This is a genomic window from Oscillatoria salina IIICB1, from assembly GCF_020144665.1.
In the GTDB taxonomy this organism is placed as follows: Bacteria; Cyanobacteriota; Cyanobacteriia; order Cyanobacteriales; family SIO1D9; genus IIICB1.
In genome coordinates, this window is the sequence record NZ_JAAHBQ010000032.1 from 1 (window position 1) to 18986 (window position 18986).

Here is an 18986-nt window from a genome sequence, read left to right on the forward strand (position 1 = left end):
CAGACAGGGCAGCAACACCTTATTTCCCATTGCTAATACAGTCTTTTGAAGATTGAGGCAGGATGTCGAAGATGAGATGAATTCGCCAGTCGTCGGACTCGTTATACGCTTCGTGGGGGGCTTTGTTGTCAAACCACCAGCATTCGCCGGGCTGCATACGCACCCATTCGTCCCCCGCGCCCAAGAGGCTGCCCGCTGTACTCTGTAAAACCAGGTGATAGCGATCGCGAATCCGATAGTACTCCCCTTTGTCAATGTGGCGATAAACGCGGCCCTTCGGAGCTAATCGCACAATCGTAGCCCGCCCTAGCTCGCCGCCAATCTTGCGAGCAAAGCTTTCCAGCCACTCCATCGTTCTGGGGAAATGCTGGGCCAGTTGGGTGCGGCGGCTGGGGTGAACATCGTTGCCACTCACGCCGGGGGGGAAGGGTTTGACAGCGCTGCGGAGATAAATCGTGTGGGTTTCGCGCTGAACTTTTACCTTGGTTTGTCGGCTGGTGTCGTGGAGCCACAAATCGCTATGGGCGGCAATTTCGTCCACCAAGGGCTGAATGTTGACTTCTGTATCCAGCAAGCGAAAGTGCTGTAACGAGTCAACTTCAGAGGCAGTCGCAATTGGCAGCGGGACAGAAAAGGTCTCGGTAGACGGAGTGGTTACCGGGGGGTGTCCCTGCCAAAACTCGGGCAGAGCGGTCAGCTTCAGCAAGGCCATGAGGCAGTGCTGCACGTTGTCTACTCGGATGACGTTGTTATAGACCGTGGTGCGGATGGCTCCATAAACGGGCGATCGTTGGGACACATAATACATCTCTGCCGCTTCGTAAAACTGGAGTTGCCGGACACTGCGTAACCCGCGCCAGATCGCCGACTGGTAACACTGGGCGCGATCGCGATCGTCGGTTTGTACAGCAAGCTGATAGGCATCAACCAGTCCTTCCAGATAGACCCCGGTTGAGGAGGCATGGGGAGGGCCATATTTAGGACGATCGGGATTGTAGAAACGCCCTCGCAGATCGTCATAGCGGGCACTGTCCCACTGCTGCATGGCCAGCAGCCAATCATTCATTTCAAAAATCAGGTCGAGCAAGTCGCGATCGCCTGTCGCTTGATACAGCAGTGCATAGGCTTGGGTGTGCCAGGGCACAAACGCCGGATTACGCTGTTGCTGATGCCAGGTGCGGTAATAGGCGATGCTTAGACGACAGCGTTCGAGCAGTTGAGGATCTGGTGTGCGCTTATACATAGCCGCCCAGAAAAGTAGGGCTTCACCGGGATAGAAGTTTTGGTTGTCGTTGCGATCGCTCGGCTGCAAAAAGGTACGGAAGGAACCATCCGGTTGCCAAAGATGTTCGACAGTGCGGCAGAGTCCGGCAAATTGTGAGGCAAAAGGGGAATGGTTGAGGCTGACTTCAGTTAGGTCAGCATGTTCCAAAATGGTCAGAGCGGCGAGGGCGATCGCCCCCAGTTTCACTTTGCCGTTGTACGCTACAAAGCCCAGTTCACCCTCGGTGCGGTAGAACTGCGCCAGATTGTAAGTCAGATTATGGGTGGCTAGAACCTGTCGATCCGAACGTCCGGTCTGTCGGGCGTAGCGCACCATTGCCAGGGTCGCCATGAACTGTCGAATCAAGTTATTGCTGCCAGATTCTGTGCCGCGACTGGGAAAATATTTGTAAGTGAGTCGCCCATCCGCTTGCACTTGCCGCAATAGCCACTCGCCCATCAGGGTGGTCATCTGTTGCAGAACGTCTCCGGACAGCGCTGCCAAGGGCACGAGACAACTGCCTCGGTGGAGGGTTTCCGCCTTGACGATAGGGTGCAAGGTCATCACGACCTGCCGAGCGTCAAACGCTTGCACAACACCCTGTTTGAAAAAGGTTCGCTCAGTCAGATTCAGGTCTTGCAAAAAGTTGGCCAGCACCTTTTGAAAGGTTAAATTGCGAGCGACCAGCGTTGTAGGGGCGTAACGCACCATGCGATCGCGGTACTGCAACTCGATGCCGCGAATGCCCCGATGAACGTTCGCGAAGACTTGCTGAAACTGCTGCGCGGTCACCCGCCGATAGCGGTGAGTAAAGCACACCTCCAAAGTGTCGGGTGCTGGGCGGGAAGCTGAGGGTGCGATCGCCTCGACGACTGCCGATAATGTCGCCCCTAAATCCAGACCGTAGCACCACTGCGCCTGCTGATATTGCCCCCCTCGCCGTTGGGCCACATAGGTCGGCCCCAGACAGGCTATGGGCGGCAGGTCGGCGGCATTACTATGCAAAGCTGCCTGGAGATACTGGGTCAGAAGGTTGTCATCAAGGGTAAGGATGGTCATGCGATCGCGCTGTGAGGGGCTGTCAATATTGGGATTGATGCTCAGTTTCCCCTCAGTTGGCGTTTACTCAACCTCAGAAAGCAACCGAACACCGGCAAGGTCAATTAGTTACCAGCAAATATGGCAGGGGGCATCGCTATTGCCAGTCCCAATTGCCATCTCAGTCCCAATCACCATCACCATCACCATCACCATCACCATCGCCATCACCATCACCATCCCCATCGCCATCACCATCACCATCGCCATCACCATCGCCATCACCGTAGCTAGCGATGAAAATCTCATCGGTTTGAGCAAACACGCTCGAAGCATTCTCACTATCAGCGTCGGCAGTCACTTCAGATAATTGCTCGCCAGAGGTAAGCAAGGTTTGTTGAGAGTTTTCAAATGCTATCCAGGACTGTTGAGCGATCGCCCGCGAAGCCGCAACCCCCAGCAGAGAAGCGATCGCGCTGAGCATGATGAGTTTTTGCAGCATGATAAATTCCTCCAAAAATTGAGAACTAATTGTGCTTTAGCCGTGTTCAAGCGGTCATTACGTTCGTGCTTCTTTTGATGATAACGGGCAAACATGACCAAAAAATGACACGGGGGAAGTCCCGCTAAAATGGAGTTGCTCCAGCAAAAGTGAAGTCATTTTCAGTTAAGGTATTAGCTTCAACTCCGAGTAACTCAGCAAGTTGAGTATTTTCCTCAAGGGAGGAGATATCTGCGCCAAGAGTAATTAATGTATCAGACTCCTGTTGGATTAGGCTGAGATCGGCAAACGTGAGGTCTGGAAAACCACCTAAGCCAATTACATCTTCTCCCGATGTGAAGTCAGTAATAATATTGGCACTGGTTGGGATTTCAGCGTTTGCAATCCAGAACTGGTCAGCACCAGAGCCACCTGTCATCACATTGTCGCCACCAACCAGAGCAAAGAAGCGATCGCTGCCGTCACCGCCAATTAAACGGTCATTCCTGCCAAGGAGAAAGTCATCATTGCCATCTCCGCCATAGAGCCGATTATTACCATTGCCTTCAGTTGCGTCCAGGGTATCATTGCCCGTCCCACCAAAGAGGCGATCGCCACTTCCCGCCAACAGTTCATCATTGCCATCTCCACCATAGAGCCGATTATTGCCATTGCCTTCAGTTGCGTCCAGGGTATCATTGCCAATCCCACCGAAGAGGCGATCGCCACTTCCCGCCAACAGTTCATCGCGATCGCTGCCAGCATAAATCCGATTTCCCCCAGTCGCGACGGAAGCAAAGACTTGATCCTCTCCAGCCCCCGTAAAGACGAGATTCTTTTCACCGTCAAAGTTCAAACCCGCTTTGAGGATATCTGGCTCTGGACTACCAAAAATGAGTTTATCCAAAAAGGAGTTTTGATTGATAGAAATCGACAACTCAGTGGTGAAGATTTCTCCAGTAGAGTCAGTAGCTGTGAGGATGACTTCATAATTTCCACCCGTATTCTCTGCGGGAATTCCTGATAAGATTCCAGACTGAGTGACGATAAGCCCCTCTGGTAAATTTTCTGCTGAGTAAGTAATTTCATCACTGATAGAAATATCGACAAAGTTAGCACTTAAATCTTGAGTAATATTTTGGTTTTGAAGGATAACAATATCTTCAATCTCTTGCGTTTGAATAATTGTTTTTTCGCCGTCTCCGATTTGGTCGATAATTGCTGGAAAATCGACATAATATTTTTCTTTGAAGTTGCCAATCGTTGTCAGCAAATCATCAGGAGGTGTGTTATTGGCAAGTTCTTCTAATTGCTGATTTGCTTGAGCAAATAATTGGGAAGCTGCTTCAAAAACAGTAGTAATATCTATTTGATTTTCTAAATGTTCTAGCAAGGGTAATGTTTCTAACCGATCGAGAATCTTATCTTGGACTTCTAGGGGATTCGTTAAATCGAGTGCAGATAATTCCCCAATTAAATTACTAACTGTTTCAACCACTCGCTGACTACTTTCTGAGTCAGTTGTAAGATTATCGATTAAATCAACAGAGAGTTTTAATAACCCTGCCACCTTAACATGATTGAGATAAACCTCTTTGGCGACTTCATCACCAGTCGCTATTGTTAATAATGGGTCATAATTAAATAAATCAATATCTTCAGGTAAGTTGAAAACTTGTTTGATTTGATTTTGGGCAGCTTCAATCGAGATTCCCTTTTCGACTAAAATCGTAGCTAAAGTGGTCAAAGGAGTCGCAACAGAAGCATCACTAAGGGTAAAGAACGGAATTTCAATCGGTAAACCGCTAGAAGTATCTATCCCGTCAGTAAAGACTAAACGCCCTTCTTCGCTATCAATTTCACCATTATCGTTGCTATCAAAAATATTAAAGGGAATCTCTAAGTTATAACTCCCATCTTCATTGGTAATAGTATTAGGTTCGTTGCTATCAAGGATGCCGTTAAAATTAGCGTCTAAATAAACTGTAGCATTGTCCAAATAACCTTGAGAGGCTTTACCACCAATATCAATATTGCCACCAACATTCCATATCGGAAAAGTGGCTAAGTCAATATCAAGAATCGTCTCCATCACCTCGTAAAAGCCAACATCCACACCGACTTTCACTTCAGCATTTAAAAATGCTTCTATTTCTCCACTAACTTCAACACCAACTTCTGAATTTTCCTGAAACCCACCAAAGTCATTTTCAATCACTTCTAAGAAGCGAATTACACCATCATTCGTCCCACTGTTTTCGCCATTATCAATAAAATCAACTTTGATATCACCATCGCTTTGTACACCTCCAGTCATCTTCGCCTTAGCGACAACAAGATTATTTTCAAAACCAATTCCCACCCCAAAGCTACCGCCTAATTCGTTAACATCTTCTCCATCTTCATTAAAATCTCTGAGATAGAATCCATCTAAAGTTCTGATTGAGTTATCGTCTGAAAATCCTAGTTCTTTCCATTGCGCTAATCCAGCAGTATCATAACCAAAATAGAGGTTAGAATTTAAGCCCAAATCAAATTCTAAAACCGCATTTAATCCCCAATCTGGTAATAAAGCGTCTAAACCGATTTCAGTGACATCAAAATTGACATCAAAATCAGCATCAGGAAAATCATAAATTAATAAGTCTGTGTTTTTTCCTAATAATAAATCTTGGGCAACAATTTCTGGGGTTTGTAATATAGGAATCGATAAACCTGGAGTATTATAGACAGCATTAATGAAGTCAACAGTGGGTTGTAGATTCTCTTCTTCAGTTTGGTCAACTTGGTCAATTACTGCATCGGGTTCACGGATAAAATTAGCAACAGCATCATCGTCTTCTAAACTAGCCGCATTGATTGTAATTTCATAGCTTCCTAAATCTATGGCGTAAGTTTCGACAACTTTGCCATCATCTTCTGTATCTTCATCTATTTTTTTACTGTCGTAATAGTTGAGACTATAACTATCAACGGCTTCTCCACCTAATCTAACTAAATTAATTAAATACTCAAGGTTATCCAAAAACTCAAATAAGTTATCTGCTTCTCCACTTCCCCCTGCCAATTTGAAAGCTAATTCTGCTAAAGAAACTTCGCCATCATCATTATAGTCATAGAGTGAGTCTAACTCTAAATAACTGAGGAATTTTGTATCAGTATTGAAAGTATCGATGATGGGGTATATGGGCTGTAGTTGATTGTCAATTTGGTCTAAGTATTTAACAAAGTAGTTAGAAACATAAGTTCCTAAATCTAACTCTAAGTCATTAATCTCAACAATAAACTCACTTTCATCAGCAGCAGAAACAGTTTCATCGGCATAATTAAAGAGAGGGAAATCAACATATAAATCAAAATTGAATGTCGGGAAATAAATACTTCTATCTAAACTCCCGATGGCTGATAGTCCTAACGCTGCATCTCCGATTAAGTCATAATTGGTATATTCTTCAAAGAAGGTCTGAGTATCAGTTTCCGCCGTCACAGAAATTAAGGCTAATTCTTCTTGACTGAGTTGTCCATCATTATCAAAGTTTTCATCAGTAAGCGTAACTGTACCGTCTAGATTTAAGACACTCTCAGTATCAGGATCATCTTCAAAATCAACTTTAACAAAACCGAGACTACCGCTTCCTTCTAACTCTTCTAATTCGAGATCGACATCGAGATCATAAATCGTGTTTTCAGTATCAAGATAAAACGTACCATCTTTACCCAAGCTAAAGACTAAAGTGCCATCATAACTAATATCACCGACGACAGTTCCCTCATAACTCATCCCTAATGCAGACATTCCCAAATCATCAGCAACATCAAAGGTAACGTCTTCATAAGATTCGCTAACGGTAACGGTGAAAGTGGTGTCTATATCGGTTACTTCTATATCAAGCGATACACCATACTCAGCGAGTATATCTAATAAGATTTGTTGTAATTCCCAAGCGGTTAATTGACTGGTGGTTTGTATTCTTTCAATTAAATCATCGTTAAATAATTCGATAAAGTCTGGTACAACCCCTTCTAATTGACCTAATATGGGGATGCTAAATTTATCTTGAGCTTTTTGGATGGCATTTAAGGCAGATTCTAAACCTTTATAGGTATTTTCTGTATCTAACAGTCTGTCTTGAACGTAGATAATTTGAGGGTCAATGGTTAACTCATTATAGTCATCATCATTACTACTCAATTGATATTCAAGGGTACTCAGATGAAAATCATTGGCTTCGATAATGTTTTCATCAATTGCTGTTATCTCGATTGACTGTAATTGATACCAATTATCTGGGGTGAAATTTAAACTAGAAACGCCTTCGATTTCGCTATCTGTCGTAAAGTCAAGGGTAACATCATCAGTGGGTTGACTCAGTAAAGAAATTTCGATCGTTGCAGCTTCCCCTTCAGTTACTTGAGTACGATCGCCTTTTTGGACTATTCTTAATCCAGGGGTATCATTGTCAATGATTTCTAAAATTGCTTCACTACCCCGATCCTCAATATCGTAAGTTTCCCCTGTGGAGAGTTGAATAACGATATTTTCACCAGCGACTCTTGTCGTGTCAGTGGTGGAAATATTATTCCCATTTTCTAAAGTAACGGCTACGGCTGTAGAATCAGAATTACTGAGATTTGTCTCTGCGGTTAAGGTGGCAACAACACCATTACTAAATGTTAACTCACTTGCTGCGGGTATAGTATAACTGCTAATATCTTCATCATCAATAATTAAACTGATTTCACTTGTATCAGAATCATAAGCAGTAGTAACAAGAAGATCAAATCCTTCTACTAAGTAATCATCAATCGGTTGAATAAATAAATTACTGGTGTCACTTCCGGCGGGAATATAAATTAAACCTGTTTCAAGGATTTCTTGATAGTCATCACCGTTACCTGCGGTACTTCTATCCGTTGCAATTTGATAACCGATTGCCAAACCGCGATCGCCATCATTATTATTGGGAGTGGGTTCACTTAAGGTAATCGTAAAATAGCCAGGGGAGGCTTCTTCTTCCACCCCATCACCCACAGCAATATTAACGGTAGGTTTGTCATTATCGAGGATTGAAACTTCTAGATTTTCCGGCGGGGTAACTTCATCGTAAGTTGCATCTTCCTCGCTATTCACCGTAAATTCTATTGCGGCGGTATGATTATATTCGATGTCATAATCATCTTCGGCATTAACAACAACTCTTTGCGGATCGTTCCAATTATTTTCATCAAAGGTAAGCTTGAGAAAGATACCCGCTTCTCGATCATTTAAAGCAATTTGACTCTCAGGAGTCATCATCACCGCTACTTCTCCAAGGGGTTGAGTTGCTAATTCAACGGAGTAAGTAAATTCATCAATAGAATTAACGATGACTTGCGCCGTATCGCTATCATCTTGATTGGTTATATTAATGACTTGAGTTGAAATATCATCATAAAAGTCATCTTCACTGACGACATTGGTGACGATTTGGTAATTGATATCCCCATCTTCTATAACATCATCGACTGAAGCTAAAATGACTTCCTGAGTTTGATTCCAATTATCTTGTGTAAAGTAAAGCGTATCGAGATTTAAAATTCCTTCGCTTTCATCGTTACTGTTGATATAGACAATAATTGTGTCAGTGGGTTGAGTGGCTAAAGAGAGAAAGAAACTTTGGGTAGAAGCGTTATTTTCAGCAGTGGTGAAATTATCAGTATCAGTGATTTGGTTGCCGTCTGAGTCAGTAATAATTATCTGTGGCGTGTCATTATCTAATAGGGTGATTGTAGCGCTAATATTTTCTTCGCCATCTAAATAATAGCCACTATTGGTATTTAAAGTGACTGTGATGGTTTCATCATTTTCAGCGATGTTATCTGCAATGGGATAAACTTCTATAATTGCACTGTCGCTTCCTTCTTGGATCGTAATTTCGTTATTCGTGAAGTTTTGATAGTATAAAACTCTTCCGCGAACTTCGCCAAAAAAGGCATCCAAATCGCCATCATCATCAATATCCCCAAATGCTGGCATCGCATTTTTGCCGATGTCTGTGACTGTTTCGCCTTCCGTATCGACAAATAAATTGGCAATGCCTGTTTGTTCAACATAATTCGCTTCAACAGAATTACCAGTATTGTTGTAATAGGCGATCGCGCCTTCGGCATTGCCAATGAAAGCATCAAAGTCATTATCTTCGTCGATGTCGATAAAACCGAGGGAAGCGCGATCGCCTACATCCAAGCCGTCAAAGGGATTATTGCTACCTGTGGTTAGGGTAAAGCTAGGGGATGATTCATCGCCTGTATTTTGATAGAAAATGATTTCTCCGTCTTCGTTACCGATGAAGAGATCGCGATCGCCATCGCTATCAATGTCAACGAAACTGGGGACATTATACCCCCCAACATCAACTCCATCGAGAGGATTATTAGTTGCCAAAGTAAAGGTAGCGGAGGCGTTATCTCCTGTATTTTGGTAGTAAACAATCTCTCCTTCCGCATTCCCAACGAAAGCATCAAAGTCACCATCATTATCAATGTCAGTCAACGCGATCGCGCTGTAACTTCCCACATCAAATTCACTGAGGGGATTATCATCACCGATTTCTTCTTCAAAATTAGCGACACCTGCTAACCCAGTATCTTCTATCGAATAGTTCTTAAAATATTCAATTGTCCCAGAAGAACTACCGATAAAAGCATCTAAATCACCGTCGTTATCAATATCAACTAAAGATAAATTACTAAAAGTACCAACATCGACACTATTGAAGGGATTTTCTGATCCCACTTGTTCTACAAACCACTCCAAAGGTTGATAATCAACTCCCGATGTCGCAGTAGAGTTCAAAACAGAATATCGAACTGTTAACCCTCCTTCTGGGGCAACTTCTCCATCTTCAAGACTAACTAATAATTGGGCTGGTGTATCTTCATCATCTTCTGCGATTTCACGTTCACCCACCACACTAAGGGTTACTAATAAACTATCTTCATCTTCAGTGGGTGAGTCGTCAGTCACTTGATTATCGTTGATATCTTCATTCGTAATGGTCAGAGATTGACTCAAATCTTGGTAATTTGGATCGTCACTGCTTGCGGTGAAGTTGATGCTATAAGTAATATTTCCATCGCTTCTTTCGTCATCAAGACCCGTAATATTTATCTCTTGATCTACATTCCAATTATCTGGAGTGAACGTCAAACTGGTAGGAGAAAATTCGTTTTCACTATCATCAATTGTGGATTCTAATAAACTAATAGTGACATCATTTGTTGGTTGGCTATTGAGTCTCAAGCGAATTGTTTCACCTGCTTGACCTTCAACCGTCACAATCGAATCAATTTCTTGAGTATAAACACTTGTCGCGATCGGAACTTCTATCGTTTGATTATCATAATTGCTGTCATCACTAGCCGTTGCAATATCAACTTGATAATTAAATTCACTGCTATCGGAATTTTGCGTCAGAGTTTCTAAGATTGGATTTTGAGACGTATCCCAATCATCGACAGTGAAAGTTAAAGAAACGGAATCAGTATCTTCATTTAAGCTATCAGTTAAATTGACAGTAACCGGATCGCTCGGCTGACTCGCTAATTTAACATCAAATACAGCGTTGCCATTTTCGTCAATTGAAAGTAACTGAATGTCTAATAATGATCGATCGTCAGGATTAATACTACTAAGAAAAGATTGAGTAAAGATATTAATTTCAGCAGTGTCATTATCAATAATAGTTAACGTTGAACTTTGCGAGTCACTATCTAATTCATAATTGTCACCCGCATTAAGCGTAACCGTAATTGTTTCATCCTCTTCGACCGTATTATCCTCAATTTGATTAACACCAATAATACCTGATGTTGCCCCTGCTTTGATGATTATTTCTCCGCTTAATGTTTCATAATCATAGTTATCTTCATTCTCATCTTGAGACGTAGCAGTACCAGAAACTTGATAAGTTATCGTTAAGTCAACCTCGGCAGGATCGTCTAAAGTAAGGCGAAATCCCTCAACTTGATTATCATTTTCTTGTACTTCCCCTAATGACGATACGCTAACAACAGGATTAAAAGTTGGTGATTGATTATCTTCTCCTTCCTTTACCTTTAATTCAGTGATGGTATTATCCGCAAGGGTAATATTTGTATCTAAACTTAAACCATCATAGTCGTCATCATCGCTACTCAAATTAGCAGTAATTACAGAATTTTGTTTAATATTCGTGACTTCTACAACATAAGAATTTGACCATTCTTCAGGAGAAATTGTCAAAGTATCAGAGGATAATACTCCATTTCCATCTAAGGATAAATTAATCGTAACGGTATCCGTCGGTTGGCTAGTTAGTTTATAAGTCAGTGACGCTTTTTGATCCTTTAATGATGAGTCAGGTTTAACGGCGTAATCGTATAGAGAAACATCATCAATAATGCCCTGAAAATAAAATCCTTCATCATTACGACTATCATCATTACTGAATCTCGTATCGTCATTCATTTGGGCAATACCAATATCCGCAGCATGACGCTCAATCCTGTCAAAATCTAAGTTGATACTCCCAATATTTTCCCCATTCACATAACCGTTGAGAATTCCATTATCGAAAGTGAGAATAGGATGATAAATCTCTCCTTCTTCCACAGAAAAGTTGAGCCATTCTCCCTCGTCGTTGACCCAAACACCTAAATTTAATTGACTCTCATCCAAAAAGATGTTGATGCCATTAAGTGTACCGCCCTCCTCATAAATAACTTGTTTTCCGTCTAAGTTATTTGCCTGGAACCATAATTCAATTGTCCGTTCAGAATAAGAATTTCCTGTGTTAATTGCATCATTATCAGGAATAAAAATACCATCGTCAACGCCATCAAATTCGACGGCAGTATCACTATTATTGGCTAAACCAGAAACGCCTAAAGTGGGATTATTTTGATAAGTTCCATCTACATCACTCCCTAGACTGCCTTCATTAACTGCGACATCTCCTGATGTTTCTCCTAAACTCCAAAAGGCAATTGGATCGTTTATTTCTACTGCGTAATCGTATAGATATACATCATCAATAATGCCCTGAAAATAAAATCCTTCACCATTACGACTATCATCATTACTGAATCTCGTATCGTCATTCATTTGGGCAATACCAATATCAGCAGCATGACGCTCAATACTGTCAAAATCTAAGTTGATACTCCCAATATTTTCCCCATTTACATAACCGTTGAGAATCCCATTATCGAAAGTGAGAATAGTATGATATATTTCTCCTTCTTCCACAGAAAAGTTGAGCCATTCTCCCTCATCGTTGACCCAAACACCTAAATTTAATTGACTCTCATCCAAAAAGATGTTGATGCCATTAAGTGTACCGCCTTCCTCATAAATAACTTGTTTTCCACCGAAGTTATTTGGCTGAAACCATAATTCAATTGTTCGTTCAGGATAAGAGTCACCCGTATTAATTGCGTCATTATCAGGAATAAAAATACCATCGTCAACGCCATCAAATTCGACGGCAGTATCACTATTATTGGCTAAACCAGAAACACCTAAAGTGGGATTATTTTGATAAGTTCCATCTACATTATTCCCCAGACTGCCCTGATTAACGGCGACATCTCCTGATGTTTCTCCTAAACTCCAAAAAGTGATAAAGCCATTTTCGGTTGTAATTACTCCTTCATCTAAATAAATATTATCTGCATCAAAGATAGCTAAACCTGTCGTATAATTTTCACTATCGCTGATTTCTACAGTTGCATTCAAAGTTGAATTTCCATCCGTTAAGCCATAGGCAAAATCGTCGATAAATTCATCTTCAAAGGTATAAAATTCTATTTCAATATTTTCTGTCTCTTCGACAATAGCATCAGGTAAAGCAGTAATGTAGAGTTGCGCTGTGGTGGCATTTTGAGGAATAAAGACAGAATTTTCCGCGTCTGATTCGGCAGTCAAGCGAGATTGAGAACTATAATAGTCTTGATTGAAAGTAGCGGTAGAATTATCTAAAATTCTGTATTTAACTCTGATACCTGCTTCATTCTCGACAGGGTTATCTAATTCTAATTCGAGATAACCAATGTCATTTTCTGTGGGATTAACAATCTCGCCGATGCTAACAATTGGTTCATTATCTTCTAGAGTCAGAGTGGCAGAAGCAGAACTATCGCTAACATTATAATCATCACCACTTTCAAGGTTGATGATAACCGTTTCCTCAGATTCAAAAAGGGTATCGTTGAGAGGTTCAACGTATAAAGCTAACGATTCAGCATCATCAGTAATCGGGAAATTAGTGTCATTATCATCTAAATACTGTTTTTCACCATTAGCTAAATAGTAAAGTTGATAATCAATACCTCTTTCTGCTGTACCCTCAGCACTAAAATTTAATTCAATTGTGTCTTGAGGTGTATCTGTAATGATTTCAAACTGACCATCAATTCCTGTTTCTGAGGGGTTTGTAATTGCGCTAATGCCGATATAATCTTTAATGGTAAAATCAACCGTATCTCCATTATGAATGTAACCGTCATTATCTGTTAGAGTAATGGTTAAAGTTTCTTGTTGTTCGTAAATATCATCATTTTCAATATTAAAAGAAATGGTCTGACTATCCTGACCTTGACTAAAGTCAATTTCCCCAGATAAACCGCTATAGTCTGAGCTACTGACTCCACTAATACTATAGGTAACTGTGATATCTTCTGGGGCTTCTCTGTCTAAACTGACGGTAAAACTTTTGCTTGTGCCTTCTAGATCGGAAGTGGAGGAAATACCAGAAATTTCTGCGGTCACTAAGTTGTTTGACCACCAAGAAATATTGTCATCATCGAAAGATGCTGAGGCAATATCTAAATAACCATCGTTGTTAAAGTCTTGGACAAAGACGCTAATACCATCAAAATTACTGGCAATTGTGTTTCTACTGCTGAAATTGCCACTGCCGTCATTCTGCCACCAGGCAACTTGATTTGCATCTCGTGCAGCACCAATAATATCTAAATCGCCATCTTTGTCTAAATCTGCTGCGGTGATTTCCCAAACGCCATTGAAGTTACTGTCAATATTGCTTTGACGACTAAAATTACCACTACCGTTATTTTTCCACCAGGCGATATCATCAAGAGAGCCACTAGCACTAGCAACAAGATCATTATCGCCATCGTTATCGAGATCGACAGCAATTACATCTGTCGCATCATCAAAGTCACTAACAATGTTGCGATCGCCCCAACTACTGCCATTCCCTTCATTTTCCCACCAAGAAATATGTGCATTATTTTCCTCTTGGGCAGCCGCAACAACATCCTTATCACCATCACCGTCTAAATCAGCAGCATATACCGCGATCGCTTCTTCCATGCTGCCATCAATGGTTATTTCCCCCTGAAAATTATTGCGAGAAGTTTGTCTCCAAACGGCAATATCTTGGTCGTCTTCTGAAGCACCAATAATATCAACAAAACCATCACTGCCTAAATCGGTAACGAAAAGACCAGACGCGCCTCTAAATCCGCCAGAGATTCTCTCATCATCCCAAGATGTTCCTGACCCGTTGTTATAGAAAACAAAGACATTATCATCATCATTAGAAGTGCTAACGATATCTTCGTCACCATCATTATCGAGATCGGCAACATAAACACTTCCTACCGGAAAATCTTGATCGACCTGTAAATCACCATAGACTAATGAATAGCTCCAATTATTGCCATTATTGCTATTTTTCAAAATAAAGACATCATCTTGACCAAAAGCCGAAGTAATTCCAACGAGATCGATGTCTCCATCTCCGTCAAAGTCTCCTCCGTAAATATCTGCGAGATCATCAAGACCTGAATTCGTAATACTGGTTTGGTAAGAGAAATTGAAATTAGTCATTTCTTTGTGGGGAAGATCTGATTGCAGTATTGCAATTATCGTCAGTTTCCGAGTGCCTGTCATTACCGGAATAGGAAATTTGACCGTAAACTTTTGTCAAGAAAAGGGCTGTTGTAGAGGCTTAGATCGCTCTTTAGGTCAGGATTACAGCGTCAATTATTTAATAGTAATCAGAGAAATTAAAGGGTTTAACTTTCTTCTGTCAGACTGGGGTTAAACCTTGATTTTTCGTAGGCTATAATGGCGCAAATTCGTAAATCAATCGACATCAAGAGACCAACGTAACTGACAGAGGACTCCCCCCTGAGCTAAATTTTCTCGCCTAAATGTACCGCCCAATTTTTTGGCTAAGGATTGACTTTGTTTTGTTCCCTGTCCTGCGCGGTTGAACTGAATTCCCTGTCCATTATCCTGCACCCTCAAGATGTATTCTCCGTCTTGAATACAACCCATCACTTTAAGCTGAGTTGCGCCTTCGGCGTGTTTACCCACGTTACAGAGAGCTTCTTCGAGCCAAAAGCCGATTTCTCGTTTCAAGTCAGGGGAAAGGCGGTCTGCTTCAATTTCTTCAAAGCTGCGAACCTTGATCTTGAGGGATGGGAAATAGGGAAACTTTCGCGCTAAGGTTGCCCGATAGACTTCATAGGCTAAAGTATGCAGAGGGAGGTCTAGGTCAAGATTAACCCCCGCAGCTAGTCGCAGTTTAGTGATGGCGAAGGAGTCTACTGGGGTATCCGTTTCTAGATCGGCAATGGAGCGAATTTGCTGGTTTAATGTTTCTAAACGAGAGGTAATTTCTGCTGAGGAGATGTCATGCTGTTGCAGTTCTCGGCTGAGTAGAGCTAACGTTTGTAAGGCTCCGTTATGGAGTTGAGTAAACATATCCGCGATCGCGCTTTGACGAATATCCTGAGCTTCAATGATTTTGGTGTAATCAGTCAACCGTTCTTGCAATAGCCTCTGAAAGTTGACTTGCAGCCGAGCATAAAAAAGTCCCAAGGTTGCGTACACGATGGTTGCCAATCCATAGGAGACAAATAGATCAATTCCCCGTGCGGTTTGGAGTTCTTCTAGATGAGTTAACAAATACCAAAGCACAGGGACAGACATGGGAACACAACTAATCGTCAAAAACCACAGCAAATGTTGATAAGGAATATAAATCACAACGAGCGTCATCCAAAGAAACGCCGTCACGGTGAAGGGTGGATAGGATTCTACTAGGGTTAGACGCTCTGAGGTAGTGGCAACATAGATCGTAGAAAGACTAGCAAGAACCATGACAAGCCTCAACAAAGCCAAATGAACGAACGCGATCGCCTTAAGTTGATTGGGTTTGAGGTAAAGCCAAATTAGACAAATTAGGCTCAGTAAACAAGTGAAGCTTGAGCCAATTCTGTGAATGCCAAAGCGATCGTCTTGATACCAGTGGGTAACATGGGCAATTGAGGAGGCGATGATTGATGCAATAAGATAGCAGAGAGCCAGACGATATTTTGACTGTTGATAAATTGATTTTACTGACAACATCTTTCATTGTTTTAAATACTACCGCGTGAAAGCAACTTTGTCTGAGAATCTGTCAATTAGTCAACTAATCCTACTTTTTTTGCCTGAATATAGGTGAGGGAACGAACATTATCTTTCGCTTCTGGGTAAACCCCCAAGACATCTCGAATTTTAGACCAATAGTGACGGATCATGCGTTCAGATTTGTGCATCTTCTCTGCAATTGCTTTGTCCTGTAAACCTGCTTCAAAAGCTAGTTCCAAGACTTCTAACCACTCCGGCTTAATTTCGAGATCCCGTTGTAGATCTTGAGTATAGTTGATCCCTTGAACTGCCCACTCCATCCGTTTCAGCAAAGTTTCAACGGGTAACAACTTGTCCGCAATGGTAAACCCGCCCTGGTGGTTGTCAATCTCAGGAATCAACCGCATCAAAGCCTTAATGTTACTACTTTGTACCGTTATGTTGAGTTCTGGATATTCCTTCATTAAATCCTTGAGAAGTTGCAAACCATGACGAGGCAAAACTGTTGTTCCTAGAGATTCAGGTAGTGAGAGATCGAGCAAGACTAAATCAGGTTGCTTCTGTTGCACCAAAGCAAACCCGGTTGTCGCATCAGTAGCACAATGAACGTCTACCCTAGGAAAGTAGCCTTTAATCGCTGATACCACGCCTCTGAGAATTAGCGCATGGTCGTCTATGACAACAATTTTGAGGTGTTGAGTGAGATTGCTAGTCACGAGTCTTAAACTAACTGATCGGCGCTCTTATCAGCGATCGAGGAAAGAAGATGATGCACCGGTACAATTTAACATATTTTGAAACATCGCCTGCCTTGAGGTAAACGGTAATTATTAGGTTCGCCATTCCTGAGCATTCAAAAATTCAATTCCTGCATTTTTAGCAGCTTGTTCGTCTTCCGGGCGATCGCGCTAAGCACACCTGTTTTAGATAGAGCCAGCTAACGGTTAGGCGAGGCTATCAAAAACCGATCCAGACTCCGAAGTCTCCACCTCTGTGGGCCAGAATATAGTCCGCTATTCCACCGTATTCGGTCTACTTGTTCGGCATATCTGTTACCACATCATGACCGCTGTCTCTCCTGGACGATCGCTATAGTAAAGACGTATTCTCAGCACGTATCTTCGTCCCTTAATCAATTTAATGCGGAAGAAGGCGTTAATGTCCTGGCCACTGTCGTCGTCTCCGGTTCGGTAGCGGAGTTGTCCATTGTCATCCTCAAACAGAACCATAACTGTGTCTGAGGTTCCAAAGGTTTGGAACTGGTAGTATCGTGTCTCTTCTGGCGTAACCGTAAAATGCCGTTGTCCCCCTGCAGAAATATTGAGGAGTACAGACTGAGACGGTTTTAACTTCTCCTCCGTCTCTTTGACAAGTGGGTACAGGGACTTGACCCAAGCCTTGTCTTTGGCAGAGAGACCGCCTGCTGGTTGCAACCCACCCGCATACGTCTCCGGCTTCTTGATGAGACCTCTCCCGAACGGATAGTGCATCACTGAGTCTGGATCCCAAGTAGTTCCCTCCACCTCACTGGGAGAAAGTTTCCGGATGATGTTCCAGAATGTTCTTTCACGGGGCCAGTTGTTTGGGGGCTGTGCTAAAGCGGCGTAGACGGCCTCTTCGTCCCATTCGATTCCTGCTTTGGGATTCTGGTGTTCGTGCGGAAAGCCTAAAGTATGTCCTATCTCGTGAATAGCTGTGTCGAGTTCTCCCGGTCGCGTCAGATCCCAGCCGAAGTTCATTGTCCGCTGATTAGGACCATGCTCTAGGATTTCTCGCCCGAGCCAAGACCACGCACCGTCTCCCCGCATGAAACCGATGCGGATTTCAGCCTCCTCGCGGTCATTGACTTCCTGGAAGTTGATGCCAATCCCCACATTCTTCCAGGCTTCAAATCCGCGCTGAACCACCGCCCTCTGTGCCTCATTACCAACCCAAGTGTGCCATTGAGTAGTTCCGTCAGAAAGCAGGACGCTTTGTCCATCTGTGTCCCGGTCGAAGAAGTAGTACCGGAGAACAGTTCCACTGACCCACTTGTTGCCTAAGAGGTTAATAAGTCGCTCCCGTTCGCTGGTCACGCCAGGTGCGAAGACCCGAGTGGGCCTTTCATGCAAAGCACAATAGAAACGGCCTGTTTCTTTCTCTACAGCTTCACCTGGGTCGCCAGGTCTCTCGACTGGTACTTCTTGCGTTGGTAAATACTGCTGCTGTTCTGGCATGTTGCATCTCCCTTGGTCGCATAACCCTTACGTTGATTATTCTAGCGGATGTATTACTAGCCGTATGACTGATGATCCCGGTCGGTTGCGGTGAATGTTATAACCTGCAAAAACGTTCAACCGACTTTCCGCACGACAAACTGTAGTATTGATTTACCGGAGTTTCTGGGTAGAAATGCTTATTACTTTATCAGAGTTGGCGATCGCACAATTCGATTTCTTCCGAGCTTTCTAATAATTGATGGTAAGCGAAGCGGGAGCCGGAGGCTTATCGCCCACTAATTGATCTGTAAATTGAAGCACTTTCGCGTCATCTTATAGCAATATACTACAATTTGTCGTGCATAATTTGGGTTTCAACTCCTGCAACGCACTCGAAGCCACCTCAAAAGTTAACCCAATGGACAACCAGTAAGCCATCACAGCTAATTCTAACAATTGCGATCGCGCTCAAGCAATCCTCTCTCAACTAGAAGGCGATCGCGCCAAACAACTGTTTCAACAGTACGATCGAGCCAAAGACCCCGAAAAATTCGCCCAACATCGCCGCAAAGTCGAAATTAAAATTGAACGCCTCAG

General features: G+C 42.7%; 6 protein-coding genes. All 6 read right to left on the reverse strand.

What is annotated here, in order from left to right:
* Positions 1-19 precede the first annotated feature (19 nt).
* Complete coding sequence (locus tag G3T18_RS11190; protein WP_224410638.1) at positions 20-2323, reverse strand: aspartyl/asparaginyl beta-hydroxylase domain-containing protein; 2304 nt, start codon at positions 2321-2323, stop codon at positions 20-22.
* Between the two features lie 160 nt (positions 2324-2483).
* The gene (locus G3T18_RS11195) at positions 2484-2804 is read right to left on the reverse strand and encodes a hypothetical protein (RefSeq protein ID WP_224410639.1); all 321 of its coding nucleotides are present in this window, start codon (positions 2802-2804) and stop codon (positions 2484-2486) included.
* Positions 2805-2928: 124 nt separating this feature from the next.
* Positions 2929-14658 (reverse strand): FG-GAP-like repeat-containing protein, encoded by an 11730-nt coding sequence (locus tag G3T18_RS11200; protein ID WP_224410640.1) that lies wholly within the window; start codon positions 14656-14658, stop codon positions 2929-2931.
* A 258-nt stretch (positions 14659-14916) separates the two neighbouring features.
* Positions 14917-16188: a sensor histidine kinase gene (locus G3T18_RS11205; protein ID WP_224410641.1), complete on the reverse strand. Its 1272-nt coding sequence runs from the start codon at positions 16186-16188 to the stop codon at positions 14917-14919.
* Positions 16189-16244: 56 nt separating this feature from the next.
* Complete coding sequence (locus tag G3T18_RS11210; RefSeq protein ID WP_224410642.1) at positions 16245-16907, reverse strand: response regulator; 663 nt, start codon at positions 16905-16907, stop codon at positions 16245-16247.
* A gap of 336 nt (positions 16908-17243) precedes the next feature.
* Complete coding sequence (locus G3T18_RS11215; protein WP_224410643.1) at positions 17244-18407, reverse strand: M12 family metallopeptidase; 1164 nt, start codon at positions 18405-18407, stop codon at positions 17244-17246.
* Between the last annotated feature and the right edge of the window lie 579 nt (positions 18408-18986).